We start from the raw sequence: 20,369 nt of genomic DNA, 5'->3' as shown, positions 1-20,369 counted from the left end.
CGCAGGGTTCACACCCTGCGGACGTGACGGCGCAACGTTTTGGTGGGCGGCGAGGGTGCGGTCTTCCTCACATTAGTTTGCCTAAGCAACCTTTATCCTCATATAGTTGCTGCAAGCAATCAATCGAGGGAAGTGACCATGCCCGTCGAACCGCAGACAGCCCGGGACCTGATCCACAGCGTCTTCGACCTCCAGCGCGTCCTCAGGTGCATCGCCCACGACCGCAGGTCCACGGACGTGGGGACGGCCGAGGCGGGCGTGCTCCGCATGATCAACGAGTTCGGCGGCCGCGCAGTCGACCTCGCCGGGAAGCTCAACGTGAGCGCGCCGGTCCTGAGCCGGCACGTGAGCGAGCTCCAGGAACGCGGACTCGTCGCACGCCGGCCAGACCCCGAGGATCGACGGGCCCAGCTGCTCGAACTCACCGAGGCCGGCAAGGCCAAGCTCGAGGAGGTCGAGGAGGCGCGGATTGCCGTGCTTCTCGACATGCTCACCGGCTGGGGCCAGACGGAGGCAGCCTCGTGCACGGAGTCGATCCGCAGGCTCACCGAGGCGATCCGCCAGGCGTCCCACGCCAAGCCCGCCGTCGCCCTCGCAACCGACCACGAACAGAAGGAGGACGCACTTGCTGCCCGCTGACGCACCGGCACCGCAGATGACCCACCGACAGATCCTCGAGGCCCTCACGGGCCTCCTCGCCGCGTTCTTCACAGCGATCCTCTCGAGCACCATCGTCTCGAACGCCCTCCCGACCATCATGGCGGACCTCAAGGGCAACCAGACGGACTTCGCGTGGGTGATCACGGCCTCGCTCCTCGCGAGCGCGGTGACTGTCCCGATCTGGGGGAAGCTGGCGGACCTCTTCGACAAGAAGCTCCTGACCCAGCTCAACATCATCATCTTCGTGATCGGCTCGGTCGTGGCAGGCATCTCCCAGAGCATTCCGGAGATGATCGGCGCGCGCGTCGTCCAGGGCATCGGGATGGGCGGCCTCATGGCGCTCGCCCAGGCGATCATCGGCGCGATGATCCCGCCGCGCGAGCGCGGCCGCTACTCGGGCTACATGGGCGCGGTCATGGCCGTCGGCACGGCGGGCGGTCCGCTCCTCGGAGGCTTCATCGTCGATTCGCCGCTCGGCTGGCGCTGGACCTTCTTCGTGTGCGTCCCGCTCGCCATCGTCTCGCTCATCCTGATCCAGGCGACGCTCAAGCTCACGCACGTCCGGCGCCCGGCGAAGATCGACTGGCTCGGCGCCGTGCTGCTCACCGCGTCGGTGAGCACGCTCCTCGTGTGGGTCTCGTTCGCGGGCCAGGCGGGCTACTACGACTGGTGGTCCTGGCAGACTGCGGCAATGGTCGGCGTTGCGCTCGTCGGCGTCGCCCTGCTCATCGTGGTCGAGTCGAAGGTCTCGCAGCCGATCATCCCGCTCAAGATCATCGCGAACCGCACCACCGCACTGAGCGTCATCGCGTCGTCGGCGGTCGGCGTCTCGATGTACGCGTCCTCGTCGTTCCTGGGCCAGTACTTCCAAGTCGCCCGCGGCGCGACGCCGACCGACGCCGGCCTCCTGACGCTTCCGATGATCGCCGGAAACTTCATCGGCTCGGTCGTCACCGGCCAGCTCATCTCACGCTTCGGCAGGTGGAAGGCGTATCTCGTCACCGGCACGGTGCTCATCGCCAGCGGCATGGGCCTGCTCGGCACCATCGACCACACCACAAACCTGACGGTGACGGGCATCTTCTCCGCCCTGCTCGGCCTTGGCCTCGGCATGACCATGCAGAACCTCGTCCTCGCGGTCCAGAACACGGTTCCGGTCGCGATCATCGGGACGGCGAGTTCCACGGTCGCGTTCTTCCGCTCGGTCTTCGGAGCGATCGGCGTCCTCGTTCTGGGCACGGTCCTCAACAACCGCTCGGCCGACCTCATCACCCAGGGCCTCGCGGCCAAGGGGATCAAGGTCGCTGCCGGTTCGATGGACGGCGCAAGCCTCGACTTCAACGACATGCCCGCGCCTGTCGCGGCGATCGTCCGCAGCGCGTTCGGAGACGCGTCGGCCCGATCGTTCCTCATCGCGGGCGTCGTCGCCGTCGTCGCCTTCCTCGCTGTCCTCTTCATCAAGGAGGTTCCGCTGCGCCGCACCGTGGACATCGTCGACGCCTCCAAGGCTGTCGCGGGCACGGCGCACGACGGCGGTGCCGCGCCGTCCGCTGCCGCAGCGCCGGCCGTCGGTCGTCGGCACGCGGACGACGACGCCGGGCTGCCCGAGGCGAGCACCTCGCCGTCGCCCGCTCCCGGCACTCTGCCGCCCCTGCGCCGGGCGGCGGTTCGCGCGGCCCTGGCCAGCCCCCGGGGAACCGGCACTGAGCTGGAGGACGAGCTGGAGCTCCTTCTCGCCGAGGCCGGCGGCCCGGCGCCGGCCAGCGAGCCGGCGGCCTCCGAGACCCTCGCGGCCCTCCAGGAGACGCAGCGGCTCCTCGCCGTCCAGCAGGCCAAGCTCGCGACCGTGATGTCCAGCATCGCGGACCAGCTTGCCGTCCAGCAGCAGCTGGCAGACCAGCAGAAGGCCACGGCCGAGCGGCAGGGGGAGACCGCCAGGGTCCTTGACGGCATCAAGCAGGAACTCGCCGCCGAGCGAGAGCTCCAGAAGGAGGCGGCGCTCTACCTCGCGACCCGCGGACGGCACAGCGCGAACTGAGTCCTTCTGCTCTCAAACCCGGGCACCGAGAGGCTGCGGACGGCGCCTGTCCGCAGCCTCTCGAATTACTCCCTAGGGAGGATCCCCGCCGGTACGGTACGGGTCTAATCTGGACCTGCTCTGCGGAGTCTGCTCCAGAAGAGCTGGCTCCTGCGGGCGCTGCCCGGAAACGGGCCCGACCGAAGGACACCGATGCTCGTCACCCTCCTCAGGCGCTACGGCGCCCGCTATTGGCCGGCGATCCTCGCCGTGGCGGTCTTCCAGCTCGCGACGACCATCGCCACGCTCTACCTGCCGAGCCTCAACGCCCAGATCATCGACCAAGGCGTCGCGAAGGGCGATCCCGGCTACATCTGGCAGCAGGGCGAGATCATGCTCGCCGTGGCGCTCGTGCAGGTGGCGACGGCGATCCTCGCCGTCTACTTCGGCTCTCGGACGGCGATGGCGTTCGGTCGCGACCTGCGCCAGGGCGTCTTCAGGAGGGTGGCGGCGTTCTCGTCGCAGGATGTGCAGCGTTTCGGGGCTCCGACCCTCATCACCCGGGGGACCAACGACGTCCAGCAGGTCCAGATGGTCCTGCTCATGGGCCTGAACTTCATGGTCTCGACGCCCATCATGTGCGTGGGCGGGATCGTCATGGCGCTCCGCGAGGACGCGGGGCTCTCGTGGCTCGTTTGGGTTTCGGTGGGCGTGCTGTTCGCCGTCGTCGGTTTCCTCGTCTACCTGCTCATGCCGCTCTTCAGGGGGATGCAGACCAGGATCGACGCGATCAACGGTGTGCTGCGCGAGCAGATCATCGGCATCCGCGTGGTCCGCGCCTTCGTGCGCGAGGAGTACGAGGAGGGGCGCTTCGCGGACGCGAACAAGGCCCTCACGGACATCTCGCTCAAGGTCGGGCAGATCTTCGTGCTCATGTTCCCCATCATCATGCTGCTCCTGCAGGCAGCGACCGCCGCGGTGCTGTACTTCGGCGGCCACCGCGTTGAGACGGGCGACATGCAGATCGGCTCCCTGACCGCGTTCATGCAGTACCTCCTCCAGATCCTCATGGCCGTCATGATGGGCACGTTCATGGCGATGATGATCCCTCGCGCGAGCGTGTGCGCGGACCGCATCGGCGAGGTGCTCGACGTCGAGCCCTCCATGGGCGAGCCTGCCGAGCCCGAGGTGCCCGCGCGCTACGAGGGGGTCCTCGAGTTCCGGAACGTCTCGTTCGCCTACCCCGGGGCAGAGGCGCCCGTGCTGAGCGGAGTCACGTTCACGGCGCGCCCAGGCCAGACCGTTGCCATCATCGGCTCGACCGGTTCGGGGAAGTCCACCCTCCTCAACCTCGTGCCGAGGCTGTACGACGCCGGTTCCGGCGAGGTCCTCCTCGACGGCGTCCCGGTCAGCCGGTTGGCGCGCCACGACATCACGTCGCGCGTTGCCATGGTGCCCCAGCGGCCCTATCTCTTCTCGGGCACGATCGCCCACAATCTGCGCTTCGGCAAGGAGACCGCGTCCGACGACGAGCTGTGGGACGCGCTCGGCGTCGCCCAAGGCGCGGACTTCGTTCGCGCGAAGCCGCACGGGCTAGAGTCCGGGATCTCGCAGGGCGGCACGAACGTCTCAGGCGGCCAGCGCCAGCGGCTCTGCATCGCGCGCGCACTCGTCGCGAAGCCGAAGGTCTACCTGTTCGACGACTCGTTCTCGGCGCTCGACGTGACGACCGACGCCCGCCTGCGCCGCGCGCTCAAGGAGCGGACGCGGGACGCGACGGTCGTCATCGTCGCGCAGCGCGTCTCGACGATCGTCGACGCCGATCAGATCCTCGTCCTCGACAACGGCAAGATCGTCGACCGCGGCACGCATGAGGAACTGCTCGAAACGTCTCCGACGTACCAGGAGATCGTGCAGTCTCAGATCACAGCCGAAGAGGCCGAGAGCGTTGCCGGCGCCGGCGCGGGCACCGGAGCTGGAGCAGCGGGGGAGCAGGCATGAGCCAGGAGCGGGCGCGCACGGGCCACAAGCACCAGAACGACGCCGCGGGCGGAGCATCGCCCGTCGCTTCCGCGCCGCCGGAGGTCGACGACGACCTCGACGACGACATCGAATCGCCGCATTCGCGCGGTCGGCATGGCGGGGGCGGGGGAGGCTTCGGCCAGCAGATGCCGGCGAAGAAGCCGAAGAACTTCCGGGGCAGCGCCAAGCGCCTCCTGAGCCTCATCCGGCCCGAGTCCGGGTGGATGGTGGTCGTCGTCGCGTTCATCATCGTCTCGGTGGTCCTCTCCGTCATCGCGCCGAAGATCCTGGGCAAGGCCATGGACGTCATCTTCGCGGGCGTGATCGGCAAGCAGATGCCTGCAGGCGTGTCCAAGGACCAGGTGATCGCCGGCCTGCGGGCCCAGGGGCAGGGCAACCTCGCCGACATGCTCTCGCCGATGAACCTCGTTCCCGGCCAAGGCATCGACTTCAACGAGCTCACGTACCTCATCTCAGTCATCCTCGTCATGTACTTCGTGGCGAGCCTGTTCATGTGGGCACAGGGCTTCATCCTCAACCGGGTCGTGATGCGGGTCGTGTACCGGCTGCGCCGCGACGTCGAGGCGAAGCTCAACCATCTCCCGCTCGGCTACTTCGACACTCGGCAGCGCGGTGACCTCCTCTCCCGGGTGACGAACGACGTCGACAACGTCCAGCAGGCGCTCCAGCAGGCGTTCTCCCAGCTCCTCTCCTCGCTCCTTCAGGTGCTCGGCATCATCGTCATGATGTTCATCGTCTCGTGGGAGCTGGCCCTCATCGCCCTGATCGCGCTGCCGCTCTCGGCGGTCGTGACTGGCGTGATCGGTTCGCGCAGCCAGAAGATGTTCCAAGCGCAGTGGAAGAACACGGGCATCCTCAACGGCCACATCGAGGAGTCGTTCTCGGGCCACGAGCTCGCGATCCTGTTCGGTCGGCGGGAAGATCTGGTGGCCAGCTTCGATGGAAAGAACGAGGAGCTCTACAAGGCGTCCTTCAGCGCACAGTTCGTCTCCGGCATGATGTTCCCGATCATGAACTGGATCAGCTATCTCGCGTACGTCGGGATCGCCGTCGTCGGCGGCCTGCGCGTGGCTTCGGGCCTCATGACGCTCGGCGACGCGACCGCGTTCATCCAGTACTCGCGGCAGTTCACGCAGCCCCTCGGCCAGATCGCGGGCATGGCCAACATGCTCCAGTCCGGTGTCGCCTCCGCGGAGCGCGTGTTCGAGCTGCTCGACGCCGAGGAGCAGGAGCCGGAGACGGCGACGAACCACCTGCCGGCGGTCACCGACGGCCACGTCGACTTCGAGGATGTCTCGTTCTCGTACTCCCCGGACAAGCCGCTCATCGAGGACCTCTCGCTCACCGCCCACCCCGGGAACACGGTGGCGATCGTCGGACCGACGGGCGCGGGCAAGACGACGCTCGTGAACCTCGTCATGCGGTTCTACGAGATCCAGGGCGGGCGGATCCTGCTCGACGGGGTGGACATCCGGGACCTCTCCCGGGCAGAGCTCCGCTCGAAGATCGGCATGGTCCTCCAGGACGCGTGGCTGTTCGGCGGCACGGTTTACGACAACATCCGCTACGGCAACCTCGATGCGACCGAGGACGAGGTCATGGCAGCCGCGAAGGCCACGTACGTGGACCGCTTCGTGCGCCTGCTCCCAGACGGCTACCAGACCGTCATCGACGAAGAAGGAACGAACATCGCGGCGGGCGAGAAGCAGCTCATCACGATCGCCCGTGCGTTCGTCGCGAACCCGTCGCTGCTCATCCTCGACGAGGCGACGTCCTCGGTGGATACGCGCACCGAACTCCTCGTCCAGAAGGCGATGCGGGCGCTCCGGACCGACCGGACATCGTTCGTGATCGCGCACCGCCTCTCGACGATCCGCGACGCCGACACGATCCTCGTGATGGAGGACGGCAAGATCGTCGAGCAGGGCGACCACGAGGAGCTCCTTGAGCGGCGCGGCGCCTACCACCGGCTCTACATGAGCCAGTTCGCGGGTGGTATCGACCTTGAGGCCGAGGCGGCGGCGGCCACGGCGGGCCGGGCGGAGGCCGTTGGGGCGGCTGACGCAGGCACCCCCGCCACGTAGCCTCGTCACCCTCGTTTCGGGTACAGATCATCTGTACCCGAAACGAGGGTGGGGGCTCGGGTTCCCCGGCTTTGCTGCCGGGTTCCCCGGCTTTGCTGCCGGGTTCCCCAGCTTTGCTGTCGGGTTCCCCGGCTTTGCCGCCGGGTTCCCCAGCTTTGCTGCCTCATCCCTTTGGAGTTGCCCTTCTTCCAGTGATTTCGCGACCGGTCGGCCCCAGAAGCTGGGGAAGCCGGCTCAGTTATTGGGGAAGCCGGCTCAGTTATTGGGGAAGCCGGCTCAGTTATTGGGGAGGCCGGAGCAGATCTTGGGGAAGCCGGCTCAGGAAGCGCACGACACGACCCGGCTGATGGAGTCTCGCGTCGGCGTCGTCGTTGGGCCCCCTTCTTTCGGCGGCTACACCGCGGTGTAGCCGCCGTCCACAGCGAGGACCGCCCCGAGAACGAACGAGGCGGCATCCGACGCAAGGAAGGCGATTGCCTCGGCGATCTCCTCGGGCCTGGCGAGCCTCCCGATCGGCTGCCGGGCTGCCATCGCGGAGCGGACCTCCTCGGGCAGCCCCGCCACAAGCGGAGTGTCCGCGTAGCCCGGAGCGACCGCGTTGACCCGGATTCCCCGGGCCGCGTAAGTCACGGCAGTGGAACGGGTCAGGTTCGCGACTGCGGCCTTCGCGGCCGAGTACGAGGTGCTGTTCACCTGCCCCACGCTGCCCAGAATCGAGGAGACGTTGACGATCGCCCCCCGCCCGGCGGCGACCATGTGGCGGAGAGCGTGCTTGCCGCACAGGGCGACGCCGGTCAGGTCGATCTCGAGGACCCTTCGCCAGGCGCCCACGTCCATCTCGTGGAGCGGAGCTTTGGGCTCGGCGATGCCGGCGTTGGCCACGAGCACGTCGAGCGAGCCGAACTCGGTGGCGGCGCGGTCCATGAGCGCGGCCACCGAGTCCTCATCGGTCACGTCCGTCGACACGAAGAGCGCCCGGAGGCCCCCGGCCGTGAGCTCGTGGGCCACGTCGCCAGCGGCCTCGGCCACGTCCCCGATGACGACGGCGGCGCCGCGCTCCGCGAGGAGGCGCGCCGTCGCCCTCCCGATGCCGGACGCCGCGCCGGTGACGACCGCTGTCCTCCCCTCGAACGGCTGCACGCTAGGCGTCCTCTCGGAGGTTGTTGCCGGCGGTCTCGCCGCCGTCGATCGCGATATTCGCGCCAGTCATGAAGCGGGATTCGTCGGAGGCCAGGAACAGGACGAGGTCCGAGATCTCCGAGACCTCGGCGGCGCGCCCGAGCGGGATCTGGCCGAAGCCGCGCTTCAGCCCAGCCGTCATGGGGGTGTCGACGGAGCCAGGGTGCACCGAATTGACCCGGATGCCGTACGGCCCGAGGTCGAGGGCGCTCGTCTTCGTGAGCCCCTGCACCCCCCATTTGGCGGCGGCATACGCGGCGCGGTTCTTGAAGCCGACGAGCCCGGCGATCGAGGAGATGTTGATGATGGACCCTCCGGCGGACTTCATGACCGGGACGGCGGCCTTCATGCCGAGGAAGTTGCCGGTGAGGTCGATGTCGATCGTCCTCCGCCACTCGTCGACCTCGGCGTCCTGGACGCTCCCGCGGGTGAAGATGCCGGCATTGTTCACGAGCACATCGAGCCCGCCGAAGCGGCCGACGGCGGCGCTCACCGCGCGCTGCCAGCTCTCGGGATCCGTGACGTCGAGATGGACGAAGAGGGCGACGTCTCGGCCTGTTTCCGCATTGATCTTCCCGGCGAGCGTGCGCCCCTCGTCGTCGAGCAGGTCGCCGATGACGACGTTCGCGCCGTGCTCCGCGAGAGTCACCGCGTGCGAGGCCCCCATGCCCCTGGCCGCGCCGGAAATGAGCGCTACCTTGCCGACGACGCGCCCGGCGTCGGTGCGTCCGATACCTGTACCCGAGTCTGTCCTCGCGCTCATCGGGCCGCCTCCTCGGCTGCCCCGGCTCGGTCCGCGTCCTCTCGCACGACGCCGCGCTCCGCCGCGAGCCGCGCGACGTCGCGGCCCGCCCGGTACCCGAAGACGAGGGCGGCGCCGATGTGCGAGCCGTAGCCGGGGTAGCCGCCGCCGAAGACGCTGCGGGCCGCGGCGCCCACCGCGAAGAGGCCCGGGATCGGGGTGCCTTCCTCGGTCACTACCACGTTGTCCCTGTCGACGGCGATGCCCGCGAACGTGCCGAGGTCGCCCATCTGGATCTTGGCCGCGTAGAACGGGCCCTTGTCCAGGGGCGCGAGGTTCGGGTTGGGCCGGTGCTCCAGGTCGCCCCGGAAGTGGTTGTACTCGGTCGAGCCGCGCCCGAACTCGGTGTCCACGCCCGCGGCGGCGTCGGCGTTGAACCGGGCCACGGTGTCGCGGAGCCCGTCAGCATCGATGCCGAGCTTCCCCGCGAGCTCCTCGAGCGTCTCGCCGCGCACCAGGTAGCCCATCTTGTAGAAGTACCCTCGCGGCATGGGCCAGGGCTTGGCGTAGCCGATGCCGTACTTGTGCATGGCCTTCGCGTCGCCGATCACGTACCCGAACGTCTTCTCCTCCCCGGCGCTGTGCCGGATCATCGCGCCGCCGAAGTCGTGATAGCTGAGCGCTTCATTGCCGAAACGGCGCCCATGGCGGTCGACGGCGATGAGTCCCGGCAGCCCGATGGCTCGCAGATGGGGGAAGAGCCGCTGCCGCCCGTCGCGATAGCGGAAGACGGTGACGGGAGCCCACGAGCCCACGGAGGAGACGCCGTCGTCGATCACGCCGCCCGCGGAGAGGGCCAGACGAGCGGCGTCCCCGCCGTGCCCCACGGTCGGAGTGAAGTGGTCGTCGCAGTCGTGCGGGAAGTAGCGCCGGCGCAGCTCGGCGTCGCCGGAGAAGCCGCCCGCGGCGAGGATGACGCCGAGCCTTGCCTCGACGCGCACGGCGTGGTCGCCGCCGAGCACCGCTCCGGTGACGGCGCCGTCGTCGCCCCTCGTGAGGGAGAGCACGGGGGCGTTGTTCCACATCCGCACGCCCGCGTCGAGCGCGCTCTTGACCATGAGGGTCATGAGCGCATTGCCGTTCGAGCGGAGCACGGGGCGCCGGTAGCGGGCCGCGTCGAACCACGTCCGGAGGAGCTTCTTCGCGACGTACACGAACGACTTCACGGACTGGTTCACGTGGAAGAACTCGTTGATGTCGGGGCCGACCTGGGGCATGTAGCCGAACACGGTGTACGAGGACATGTACGGCTGCATGAGGAGGCGCTTGTCGCCGAGGATGCGGGCGTCGGTGTCCTTGGGGAGGATCGCGCGCCCGCCGAGCCTGGCCCCGGGGAGGTCCATCTGGTAGTCCGGCGCCTTCTCGGGGTACACGAACTGGACGTCCGTCTCGCGCTCGAAGAAGTCGAGCGCCTCGGGGACGGCGTCGAGGAACTGCGCGACGCCGTCGGCGTTGTAGGTGTCGGGCGCGAGGTGCCTGAGGTACGACTCGACCTCCTCGCGGGTATCGCCCGCCGCGGTGCCCGCTCGGTTGCCGGGTACCCACGCCCAGCCCGCGGAGATCGCCGTCGTGCCCCCGAAGTACTGTTCCTTCTCGGCGACGATGACGCTGAGCCCTTGGCTCGCTGCCTTGAGGGCCGCGGCCATGCCGGCGGCGCCCGAGCCGACGACGAGGACGTCGCAGGCCACGGCCTTCTGGTTCGAATTCACTGGATGAGTCCTTACTTCTGGGGATCGGCAGCGAGCTTGCGCACGCCGAGTTCGTCGATGGGCGTGTGGGCCGTCTCGCGGGCGCTGACGACGGCGACCACCGCGAGCGCCGCGCACACCGCCCCGAAGACGGCAACCGGGACCCACCCGGCTGGGCCGCCCGTCATGAGCAGGCCGCCGATCAGGGGACCGAAGCCGGCGACGACGAGTCCGAGCTGGTTGCCGAGGGCCATTCCCGTGTAGCGGACGGGCGCGGCGAAGAGCTCCGCGAAATAGCCTGGCCAGAGGCCGTTGAATCCCGAGTAGAGGACGGTCATGAACAGGAAGCTCGCCGCGAACACGAGCAGCAGACTGCCCGTCCCGAGGGCCCAGAAGTACCCGAACAGGCCGATCGCGCAGCCCACCATCGAGACGACAAGCACCGGCCTGCGCCCGATCCGGTCAGAGAGCGCAGCGACGGCCGGCATCGCGATCATCGAGAGGCCGATCGTGACGGCGTTGATCGTGAGGATCGCGCCCTTGTCGATGTGGCTGTGCGTGGTGGCGTAGGAGAGCCCGAAGACGGTGAAGATCGTCTGCATGACGGAGAAGACGGACATGAAGAGGACCCGGAGGATGTCTGGCGTCTGGTGGCGCACCGCTTCTCCGAGGGGGAGCTTCCGCACGACGCCCTCCTCCTGCACCTCCTCGAAGACCGGCGTCTCGTCGAGGCGAGTCCTCACCCAGTACGCGATCGCGAGCACGACGACGGAGCACCAGAACGGCACGCGCCAGCCCCAGGCCATGAGCTGGTCCTTGGGCAGGGCCGTGATCGGCACGAACACGAGCGTCGCGAGGACCATCCCTGATGCGTAGCCGGTCATGACGAACGACGTGAAGAAGCCCCGCCGCCCCTCGGGCGAGTGCTCGAGGGTGAGCGTCGAGGCGCCGGCCGACTCCGCACCTGCAGAGAAGCCCTGGAGCAGCCGGGCGAGTGTCAGCAGCACGGGAGCGAGCATCCCCACCGACTGGAACGTCGGGAGGAAGCCGATGCCGAGCGAGGCAAGGCCCATGAGGCACAGGGTCACGAGCAGGACGTTCCGGCGCCCGATCCGGTCCCCGAAGTGGCCCATCACCATGCCCCCGAGGGGCCGGGCCACGTACGCGACGCCGAACGTGGCGAAGGCCGCGACCACTCCGACCGAGGGGTTGCTCTCGGGGAAGAAAAGGGCCGGGAACACGAGGGCCGCGGCCGTGCCGTAGATGAAGAAGTCGTAGTACTCGAGCGTCGAGCCGAGGAAGGACGCGAGGGCGGCCTTGCCCGGCGTCTTGCGGTTCTCGGCCGCATCGGCGGGGACCGCGGTGCGGCGAAGTGAAGTGCTCATGCTGATTCCTTTGAGGTCGTGGATCCAGAAGGGATCTCGAAGTCGACCGACACGATCTGCTCGCTGTTCGGGAAGGAATACAGCTTGAGCGGCTCGTGCAGGGGGTGGGTGTTGTAGACGTCGATGTCTGCGGCGGAGTCAAAGTCCGCGACGATGGCGTAATCGAAGGAACGGGCGGAACCGATGACGTCCGGTCCGTGGCTCAAGGCCAGCAGTCCAGGGATGTTTCCGCGCATGCGGTCCAGCCCCGCGGTCCACGCCTCGCGCTCGGCCAGGGGGAAGCCGGGCTTGAACTTGAAGAGGACGGCGTGCCGGATCACCGGATCGCCTCCGCGAGCTGGGCCTCCGCGAGCTGGGCCTCCGCGAGCGCCGGCTCGTACGACGCCGACTGCCCGGCGATGGTGCGCCCGGCCAGATAGCCCATGGTCATGAGCGGGCCGAGCGTCGCACCAGCCCCGGGGTAGCCCGCGGCGTAGGCGCTCTCCGTCGCGTTCCCGACGGCGAACAGGCCCGGGACCGGGTCGCCGTCGACGTCGAGCACGCGGGCGATGCCGTCGGTTGCGATGCCCCCGTTCGTGCCGAAGGCGCCGTTGACCACCTCGAGCGCATAGAACGGTCCGCGTTCGATCGGGCCGAGAGAGGGGTTCGGCCATTCATTCTGGCCGTCGCCCCAATAGCGGTCGTAGGCGGTCTCGCCGCGGTGGAAGTCCGGGTCCTCGCCCTTGACGGCAAACTCGTTGAACCGCTCGACGGTTGCCGTCAGGCTCTCGGCCGGCACCCCGATCCTGGCGGCAAGCTCCCCGAGCGTCGGCGCTTCAACGAGGTACGACGGCGTGGGCTCGCCAGTGCGGTGGGCCAGGATGCCGTAGCGCTCGAGGTAGGCCTGGTCGAAGATGACGTGGGCGGGCGTGTTGAGCGTCTGGTTGTTGGGGGAGTCCCACGACTGGAGGCATCGGGCCAGGTCGTTGTAGTTCTGCGACTCGTTCGCGAATCGCTTGCCGTGCCGGTTGACCATGATCGAGCCGGGGCCCTGCCGCTCGAAGCGCAGGAGCGTGCCGATGGGCCGGCCGTCACGCGTATCGCCCGTGATCGACATCGGCGCCCACCAGGCCTCGCGGGTGCCGCGGGTCTGGGCGCCGATGCGCTGGGCCATGCGGAGTCCGTCGCCCTCGTTGGAAGGCGGGGAGCACATTGTGTAGAGGCGGCTCGCGAGCATCGAATCAGCGAGCTCGGTGTCCCATTCGAAACCGCCCGAGGCGATGACGACCGCGTCGTTCGCGCTGAAAGCCTCCCCGGATTCGAGGACGACGCCGGTCACGCGGGCGTTCGACTGGATGAGCCGGGTGGCCCGCGCCCCGACGGCGAGGTGCACGCCGTCGCGCACGGCGCTTGCGAGGAGCATCGCGACGAGAGCGCGGCCCTTCGCGACAAGGCCGCCGGCCGCCCGCGCGTCGAGCTCGTCCCAGGGGAACCGCGTGAAGGCGCCCCAGTCCTCGTACTCCTGCATCGTGAAGGGCGCGCGTCCGTCGGAGCGCACGTGCCCGGCGAGGGAGCCCAGGAGGTCGCGGATGTCGGCGAGCTCGGGCTCGATGGTCCGGCCGCCGTCGACCGCGCCGGGAAGGTCCTGGCGGTAGTCCGGGAAGTTGTCGAGGAAGATGAACCGCACGCCGAGCTCGTCCTCCGCGAACCGCAGCATCGAGTCGCCGTACAGGACGGCGGCGTCGAGCAGTTCGGCCCGGCCGCGGCCTCGGGAGACGGCGCGCACGTAGGCGCCGGCCGCTTCCGCGGAGTCGGTGAGCCCGCGCTGGCGGGCGTGGTGGTTGTTCGGGATCCAGAGCATCCCGCCCGAGATGGCGCTGGTCCCCCCGAGGAGGGCCGCCTTCTCGAGGACGACGACGGACTTGCCGGAGCGGGCGGCGGTCGCCGCCGCGGTGAGGGCTCCGGCGCCGGAGCCGACGACGACGACGTCGTAGGCGCTCTGCCGGGAGCCGGTGAGGAACTTCATGGTGGGACTCTCCTTCGAGCCGTTCTTGGCCTTCGAGCCGTTCTTGGCCTTCGAGCCGTTCTCTGGCCCGTCGCCGAAGTAGCTGGCTCACCGAGAGTCCCACCGCTTATGTAGTGCGGATCACGCCATTCCCGTTGATCGGGAAGAACCCGCCGTCGCCCGCGCCCCGAGCACAAAGGTCTGGATGTAGAGGCCGACCCCGACCAGCCACCCGAGCGCCATGAGGAACGAGAGCCACCCGCTGTCCGTGAGCATCGTGCCAATGCCGATCAGGAACGTCACGGCCAGGACCACGAGCGCCCACAGGGCAAGGCGCTCGCCGAGTCCTTCGTCCCGAGCGACCATCCACAGGCGGATCGCGACGACGACGACCCCGACGCCGATGAGAATGTGGAGGCCGAGCAGGGATGCCGCCACGACGCGCCCGCCGTCGGTGTTGTCCTGCGGCGTCCCGACGAGGTTCGCGCCCATTCCGAGGAGGAACTGCACGGCGAGCGTTGCGAGCGCCTCCCGTGAGCGGCGCAGTAGCTTGTGGGGTTGAGGCGTTGCTGGCGTAGTCATGGCTCTCCTCGAGGTTTCGGTGTGGTTCGCTTCGCTGTCCGGCGATTCGAGCCCATTGTTCCCCGCCAACCTGTGACGGTCCTCCCGCCGGGCGGAACGAGGGCGCTCCCCGCGAACGAGGGCGCCATCCCGGCCGTCCCTCAGCGGCATAACCGTCCGGCATGCGCGACGGCCATGCCGCGTAGGGACGGCCATGCCGCGTAGGGACGGCCATGCCGCGTAGGGACGGCCACGGGGCTCGACGGGACTCACAGACTCCGCCGGATCGCGTCCCGCAGGGTCCCGTCCCAGCCGAGGGCGCGCGAGATGCCCCGGGCGGCCGTTTGGAGCGCGGTGATCGACTTCTGCACGGGGGCGCCCTCGCGCGGGATGACGACGCTCAGCGCAGCGATCGCCGCGCCGTCGGCGTTGAACACGGGCACCGCGACGCCAGCGGACTCGGGAACGATGGTCCCCGACTGGACGCAGTACCCAGTGCGGCGGATCTCGGCGAGGAGGCGGCGCAGGTCGTCGGGGTCGGTCACCGTCATGTCGGTGAGCGGCGGGTGGCGGCGCGCGAGGAAGATGTTCTGCCGCTCGGAAGGTCCGAACGCGGTGAGCAGCAAGCCGGACGACGTCGCGTGGATCGGGAGGCGGCCAGCCACCCTCGTGATGTTGATGGTCGAGGTGTTCGACCCGATTCGCTCGATGTAGAGCACGTCGTTCTGGTCCAGGATGCCGAGCGCAGTGTGGTGCCCCACGATGGACTGCACGTCCTCCATGAAGGGCAGAGCTGCCTCCCGCAGGCCGAGGACCTTCGAGCCGCGCGAGACGAGCTCCCACAGGCGCGTTCCGAGACGCAGCCGCTGGCCCTCCCTGTCGAGGAGGGACTCGGTCAGAAGCTCCTCTACGAGCCGGTACGTCGTGCTGCTCGGCAGGCCCGAACGCCGCGCGAGTTCGGCCGCGCTGAGGGTGGGGTGATCGCCGTCGAACGCCTCCACGATCCGGACGAACCGATGGACGACCGATTCACCCGACGGGGAATTCGCCACCGCCGCCCTACAGATCCTCGGGCTCTGGCCCGAGCTCGAAGTGCCGCCCCTCGACGTGTTCGGGCGTGATCTCGATATAGAAGTTCTTCTGTGTCGGGAGCCAGGACTCGATGCCGGCCGCCTCGGCCGCCTCGATCTCGCCGGCATGTTCGAGCACCCTCGCGTTTCCCTTGACGACGACGCTCCACGCCTCGCCCGAGAGGATCGCGTCGGCCTCGAACGCGACTTTGCCGCCGATCACGACCTCGATGAGCTTCGTCCCCGGGGTCGTGCGGATGAGCAGGCGTCGCTTGACTGCCTTGACGTTGATGGGGACGACGTCGAGCTCGCCCGCCGCATAGGTGACGAGGCGCCCGTAGCGCGTATCGTCGAGCAGGAACCAGCTCTCGTCCTCGGTGAGGATCCGAACCGGGTTGTCGTCGTCGTGTTCGAAGAGCATGGCGGTGCCTCTCTGCTGGTGGCGGCCGTGCTGATCCCGGCGGAAACAGCCGGGTAACATGAGCCGCCTAGCATCCCAGACTAGGTGCCGTCAGCGTTTTTGAGCAGGGCGCCCATCGAAGCAGGGCGGCAGCGCTGCAGGTCGGCAACATGAAGGAGACAGCATGAGGCTCAGTCCGCGCGAACAGGAGAAGCTCATGATCGTCGTCGCGGCCGATCTCGCGCGGAGGCGGCAGTCGCGGGGCCTCCGGCTCAACTACCCGGAGGCCGTCGCGATCATCAGCTACGAGCTCATCGAGGGCGCCCGTGACGGCCGGAGCGTGGCCGAGCTCATGAGCTGGGGCACCACGATCCTCACGCGCGAAGACGTCATGGAGGGCGTGCCCGAGATGATCCACGACGTGCAGATCGAAGCGACCTTCCCCGACGGCACGAAGCTCGTCACCGTCCACGAGCCGATCCGCTAGGAGGACCCCATGAGCGAACAGGACTTCACGCCTGAGCCCTTCGTCCCCGGCCAGACCCTCGCTGGAGAGGGGGAGATCGTCCTCAACGAGGGGCGGCCGGTCACCGAGCTCGAGGTCACGAACACCGGCGATCGCCCCGTCCAGGTCGGTTCCCACTATCACTTCGCCGAGACGAACCGTGCCCTCGACTTCGACCGCGACGCCGCCCACGGACTTCGCCTCGACATCCCCGCCGGGACCGCAGTGCGCTTCGAGCCGGGCGACCGCAAGACGGTGCGCCTCGTCCCGTTCGGCGGCGCGCGCGAGGTCTACGGGCTGCGAGGCCTCACGGACGGCCCGCTCAACGCGACCCCCGCGGCGGCCAGCACCGAGGCCGGTCCCGGGATCCCGCACCGCGCGATCCCGCGCTCGCAGTACGCCCAGCTCTACGGACCGACCGTGGGCGACCGCGTGCGGCTCGGCGACACGGGACTCTTCGCCGAAGTCGAGGGCGACTGCACGGTCTACGGGGAGGAGGTCGTGTTCGGCGGGGGCAAGGTCCTGCGCGACGGAATGGGGCAGAACGGGCGCCTCGCCCGCTCCCAGGACGTCCCGGACACGGTCATCACGAACGCCTTGATCGTCGACTACACGGGCATCTACAAGGCCGACGTCGCACTGCGCGACGGGCACATCCAGGCCATCGGCAAGGCGGGCAACCCGCTCCTGCAGGACGGCGTGGACATCATCGTCGGCGCGTCGACCGAGATCATTGCGGGGGAGCGGAAGATCCTCACTGCAGGCGGGATCGACACGCACATCCATTTCATCTCGCCCGATCAGGTGCCCACGGCCCTCGCGTCCGGGATCACGACGATGATCGGCGGCGGCACCGGCCCAGCGGAGGGCACGAAGGCGACGACGGTCACTCCGGGCGCGTGGCACATCGCCCGGATGCTCGAGGCGGTCGAGGACCTGCCTATGAACTTCGGCTTCCTCGGCAAGGGCCACGCGAGCCGGACCGAGCCGCTCGCGGAGCAGATCGAGGCGGGCGCGATCGGCCTCAAGATCCATGAGGACTGGGGCGCGACCCACTCGTCGATCGATACCTCGCTGCGGGTCGCGGACGAGTACGACGTCCAGGTCGCCATCCACACGGACACGCTCAACGAGTGCGGCTTCGTCGAGGACACCATCGCGGCAATCGGGGACCGTGTGATCCACACGTTCCACACCGAGGGCGCGGGAGGCGGCCACGCGCCGGACATCATTGCAATCGCCGGCCAGCCGAACGTGCTGCCGGCCTCGACGAACCCCACGATCCCGTTCACCCGGAACACCGCCGAAGAGCACCTCGACATGCTCATGGTGTGCCACCACCTGAGCCCGCAGATCCCCGAGGACGTCGCGTTCGCCGATTCCCGGATCCGGCCCGAGACCATCGCGGCCGAGGACGTGCTCCACGACCTGGGCGTCTTCTCGATCATGTCGAGCGACTCGCAGGCCATGGGCCGCGTCGGGGAGGTCATCACGCGCACATGGCAGCTCGCGGACAAGATGAAGGCCCAGCGTGGGCCCCTCGCCCCGGCCGAGGACGATAGCCCCGGCGACAACTTCCGCATCAAGCGGTACATCGCGAAGTACACGATCAATCCTGCGATCGCGCAGGGCATCGCGGACTCGGTCGGCTCGGTCGAGGTCGGCAAGTTCGCCGACCTCGTCCTGTGGGACCCGGCGTTCTTCGGGGTCAAGCCGGACCTCGTCATCAAGGGCGGCACGATCGCCAACTCGGTGATGGGCGATCCCAACGCGTCGATCCCGACTCCGCAGCCGCAGACGCTCCGCATGGCGTGGGCAGCACACGGAGGCACCGTCCAGAGCTCTTCGATCACCTTCCTCTCGCGCGCCGCGATCGATCTCGGGGTGCCCGAGCGGCTTGGGCTCAAGAAGAACATCCGGGCCGTCGGGGGCATCCGCTCGCTCCGGAAGTCAGACCTGCCGTTCAACGGCGAGACGCCGAACCTCGAGGTCGACCCGGAGACGTACGAGGTGAGGGTGGACGGCGAACTCGCCACCTGCGACCCGGTCGAGACCCTGCCGCTCACGCAGCGCTATTTTCTCTTCTAGGGGAGGCACAGATGATCGTCACCGAGATCCTCGGCAACGTGTACGACGCCGACGCCGCCGTGGCGTACGAAGGCCACCACCGCGAGCGGGTCGTCCTGCCGAGCGCGGACCTCGCGAAGCGCATCCAGCGGGTGCGCACCGACCACGGCACGGAGATCGGCATCCGGCTTCCGTCCGGCTCTGCGGACCTGAGGGACGGCGATGTCCTCGCCGTCCAGACCGGCGAGGGCGTGCACGGCGGCCGCGGGAACATCGTTGTCGTGTCCGTGGAAGCCACCGACGTCCTCGTCATCGCCCCCCGGACGATCGGCGAGGCGCTCTTCACCGCGCATTCGCTCGGGAATCGGCACCTCCAGGCCCAGTTCTTCGGGCCCGGCAGCGGGCCCGAGGGTGCCGACCGAGATGTCATGGTGTGCCAGTTCGACCACACCGTCCAGGACTTCCTCGACCGGCACGGCGTGCCGTACTCGCGCGAGGACCGGGTCATGGCCGTGCCGTTCCGTCACGCCGAGCACACGCACTGAGATGTCGCAGCTCGCTGCCCTTCTCCAGCTCACCGATTCGGCCCTGCCCACCGGAGCGTTCAGCCACTCGTTCGGCCTCGAGTCCTACCTCGAGTCCGGCGAGGTGCGCGACGAGGCGACGCTCCTCGCGTGGCTCGAGGGATTCCTCGCGACACAGCTCACGTACACCGACGCCGTGGCCGTCCGCCGCGCACACGCTGCGGTCCACGCCCCGGGTTGCGCCGACGGCCTTCCGGGAGTCGAGGCGCTCGACGCCGAGCTCACGGCCCTCCTCGTCCCGGCCCAGATCCGCGCGGCGAGCCTCAAGATGGGGCGGCGGGTGCTCGAGATCGCGCGGGAGGCCTTCCCATCGGCGGGTGTCGAGGAGTATTCGGGTGCCGTCGCGGAAGGCCGCTGCGCGGGTCACTACACGATCGCGTTCGCGCTCGCCGGCGGGGGCGAGGGACTCGCGGCGGAGACCCTCGTCGAGGCCTACCTCTACTCGACCCTGACGTCCCTCACCTACAACGCGGTCCGGGCCATCCCGCTCGGTCAGCTGGCCGGCCAGCGGGTTCTGGCGACGCTCCGCACCGAGGTGCCCGCCGCCGTCGTCCGCTCCCAATCTGCAGACCCTCGGCACTTCGGCGCCGCGGCCCCCGCCCTCGAAATCCACCAGATGCGCCACGAGCACCAGCACGCGCGCATGTTCATGAGCTAGGAGTTGGTCAACTGTGAGCGATCCCGTCATCATCGGAATCGGTGGCCCCGTGGGCGCCGGCAAGACCCAACTCGTGGAGCGCGTGACGCGCGCGCTCATCGACGAGCTGTCGATGGCCGCCATCACGAATGACATCTACACGATCGAGGACGCCAAGATCCTCGCCCGCAATGGGGTCCTGCCCGAGGACCGGATCCTCGGCGTCGAGACGGGCGGCTGCCCGCACACCGCGATCCGCGAGGACACCTCGATGAACACGGCCGCGATCGAGGAGCTCAAGGAGCGGCACCCCGACCTCGAACTCATCTTCGTCGAATCCGGCGGCGACAACCTCTCGGCGACGTTCAGCCCCGAGCTCGTGGACTTCTCGGTCTATGTCATCGACGTGGCACAGGGGGAGAAGATCCCGCGCAAGGCCGGGCAGGGCATGATCAAGTCGGACCTGCTGGTGATCAACAAGACGGACCTCGCACCGTTCGTCGGAGCCGACCTCGCAGTCATGGAGCGCGATTCCAAGTCGTTCCGCGGCGACAAGCCGTTCTGCTTCACGAACCTCAAGACCGACGAAGGACTCGAGTACGTGCTCGCGTGGATCCGCCGGGACGTGCTGATGTCGGACCTCGCGTGACCGCCGACCTGGGCGCCACACCCCCCGCTTGCGCCGTCACCTCCGCAGGGTCCC

18 protein-coding genes are annotated in these 20,369 nt (G+C 68.8%); 9 read left to right on the top strand and 9 right to left on the bottom strand.

The window, feature by feature from the left end:
- Positions 1–138 precede the first annotated feature (138 nt).
- From V7053_RS07610 to V7053_RS07595, 4 genes are all read left to right on the top strand, one after another.
- Complete coding sequence (locus V7053_RS07610) at positions 139–639, top strand: MarR family winged helix-turn-helix transcriptional regulator (RefSeq protein ID WP_334171667.1); 501 nt, start codon at positions 139–141, stop codon at positions 637–639.
- Between the two features lie 16 nt (positions 640–655).
- Positions 656–2,698 (top strand): MDR family MFS transporter, encoded by a 2,043-nt coding sequence (locus tag V7053_RS07605; RefSeq protein ID WP_334171679.1) that lies wholly within the window; start codon positions 656–658, stop codon positions 2,696–2,698.
- Positions 2,699–2,890: 192 nt separating this feature from the next.
- Positions 2,891–4,678, top strand: coding sequence for an ABC transporter ATP-binding protein (locus V7053_RS07600; RefSeq protein WP_334171666.1), 1,788 nt, complete (start codon positions 2,891–2,893; stop codon positions 4,676–4,678).
- Positions 4,675–6,804 carry an ABC transporter ATP-binding protein gene (locus V7053_RS07595; protein WP_443022591.1) on the top strand — a complete coding sequence of 710 codons (2,130 nt, stop codon included), beginning with the start codon at positions 4,675–4,677 and terminating at the stop codon, positions 6,802–6,804. Before V7053_RS07600 ends, V7053_RS07595 begins: the two co-directional genes overlap by 4 nt.
- A gap of 393 nt (positions 6,805–7,197) precedes the next feature.
- Here the strand turns inward: V7053_RS07595 and V7053_RS07590 are convergent, their stop codons facing one another.
- The 9 genes from V7053_RS07590 to V7053_RS07550 form a co-directional block, all read right to left on the bottom strand.
- On the bottom strand, positions 7,198–7,944 hold the full coding sequence (locus V7053_RS07590; RefSeq protein WP_334171665.1) for an SDR family NAD(P)-dependent oxidoreductase: 747 nt from the start codon (positions 7,942–7,944) through the stop codon (positions 7,198–7,200).
- Between the two features lies 1 nt (position 7,945).
- Positions 7,946–8,746 (bottom strand): SDR family oxidoreductase, encoded by an 801-nt coding sequence (locus V7053_RS07585; protein WP_334171664.1) that lies wholly within the window; start codon positions 8,744–8,746, stop codon positions 7,946–7,948.
- The gene (locus V7053_RS07580) at positions 8,743–10,494 is read right to left on the bottom strand and encodes an FAD-dependent oxidoreductase (RefSeq protein ID WP_334171663.1); all 1,752 of its coding nucleotides are present in this window, start codon (positions 10,492–10,494) and stop codon (positions 8,743–8,745) included. The genes V7053_RS07585 and V7053_RS07580 overlap by 4 nt, the downstream gene beginning before the upstream one ends.
- Positions 10,495–10,505: 11 nt before the next feature.
- Positions 10,506–11,858: an MFS transporter gene (locus tag V7053_RS07575; RefSeq protein ID WP_334171662.1), complete on the bottom strand. Its 1,353-nt coding sequence runs from the start codon at positions 11,856–11,858 to the stop codon at positions 10,506–10,508.
- Entirely contained in the window at positions 11,855–12,178 is a 324-nt protein-coding gene (locus V7053_RS07570) for a Dabb family protein (RefSeq protein WP_334171661.1), read from the bottom strand. Before V7053_RS07570 ends, V7053_RS07575 begins: the two co-directional genes overlap by 4 nt.
- On the bottom strand, positions 12,175–13,863 hold the full coding sequence (locus V7053_RS07565; protein WP_334171660.1) for an FAD-dependent oxidoreductase: 1,689 nt from the start codon (positions 13,861–13,863) through the stop codon (positions 12,175–12,177). Before V7053_RS07565 ends, V7053_RS07570 begins: the two co-directional genes overlap by 4 nt.
- Positions 13,864–13,983: 120 nt before the next feature.
- Positions 13,984–14,424, bottom strand: a complete 441-nt coding sequence (locus V7053_RS07560; RefSeq protein WP_334171659.1) for a hypothetical protein — start codon at positions 14,422–14,424, stop codon at positions 13,984–13,986.
- A gap of 248 nt (positions 14,425–14,672) precedes the next feature.
- Positions 14,673–15,455 carry an IclR family transcriptional regulator gene (locus V7053_RS07555; protein ID WP_334171658.1) on the bottom strand — a complete coding sequence of 261 codons (783 nt, stop codon included), beginning with the start codon at positions 15,453–15,455 and terminating at the stop codon, positions 14,673–14,675.
- Positions 15,456–15,462: 7 nt separating this feature from the next.
- A complete protein-coding gene (locus V7053_RS07550) occupies positions 15,463–15,894 on the bottom strand; it encodes a pyridoxamine 5'-phosphate oxidase family protein (RefSeq protein WP_334171657.1) in 432 nt (143 codons plus the stop codon).
- A 163-nt stretch (positions 15,895–16,057) separates the two neighbouring features.
- Here V7053_RS07550 and V7053_RS07545 point away from each other — a divergent pair, with 163 nt between their 5' ends.
- Genes V7053_RS07545 through ureG form a run of 5 tightly spaced genes read left to right on the top strand, consistent with a single transcriptional unit; the run spans position 16,058 to position 20,315 of the window.
- On the top strand, positions 16,058–16,360 hold the full coding sequence (locus V7053_RS07545; RefSeq protein ID WP_334171656.1) for an urease subunit gamma: 303 nt from the start codon (positions 16,058–16,060) through the stop codon (positions 16,358–16,360).
- A gap of 9 nt (positions 16,361–16,369) precedes the next feature.
- Positions 16,370–18,466: an urease subunit alpha gene (ureC, locus tag V7053_RS07540; protein WP_334171655.1), complete on the top strand. Its 2,097-nt coding sequence runs from the start codon at positions 16,370–16,372 to the stop codon at positions 18,464–18,466.
- Positions 18,467–18,477: 11 nt separating this feature from the next.
- Positions 18,478–18,990, top strand: coding sequence for an urease accessory protein UreE (ureE, locus tag V7053_RS07535; protein WP_334171654.1), 513 nt, complete (start codon positions 18,478–18,480; stop codon positions 18,988–18,990).
- 1 nt (position 18,991) lies between these two features.
- Positions 18,992–19,687 (top strand): urease accessory protein UreF, encoded by a 696-nt coding sequence (locus V7053_RS07530; protein WP_334171653.1) that lies wholly within the window; start codon positions 18,992–18,994, stop codon positions 19,685–19,687.
- Positions 19,688–19,700: 13 nt separating this feature from the next.
- On the top strand, positions 19,701–20,315 hold the full coding sequence (gene ureG, locus V7053_RS07525; RefSeq protein WP_334171652.1) for an urease accessory protein UreG: 615 nt from the start codon (positions 19,701–19,703) through the stop codon (positions 20,313–20,315).
- The last annotated feature ends 54 nt before the right edge of the window (positions 20,316–20,369 follow it).

The sequence above is a fragment of the Sinomonas sp. genome (genome assembly GCF_036848755.1).
Classification (GTDB): domain Bacteria; phylum Actinomycetota; class Actinomycetes; order Actinomycetales; family Micrococcaceae; genus Sinomonas.
Note: the sequence above shows the minus strand (reverse complement) of the source record. Positions and strands in the feature narration are given on the sequence as shown.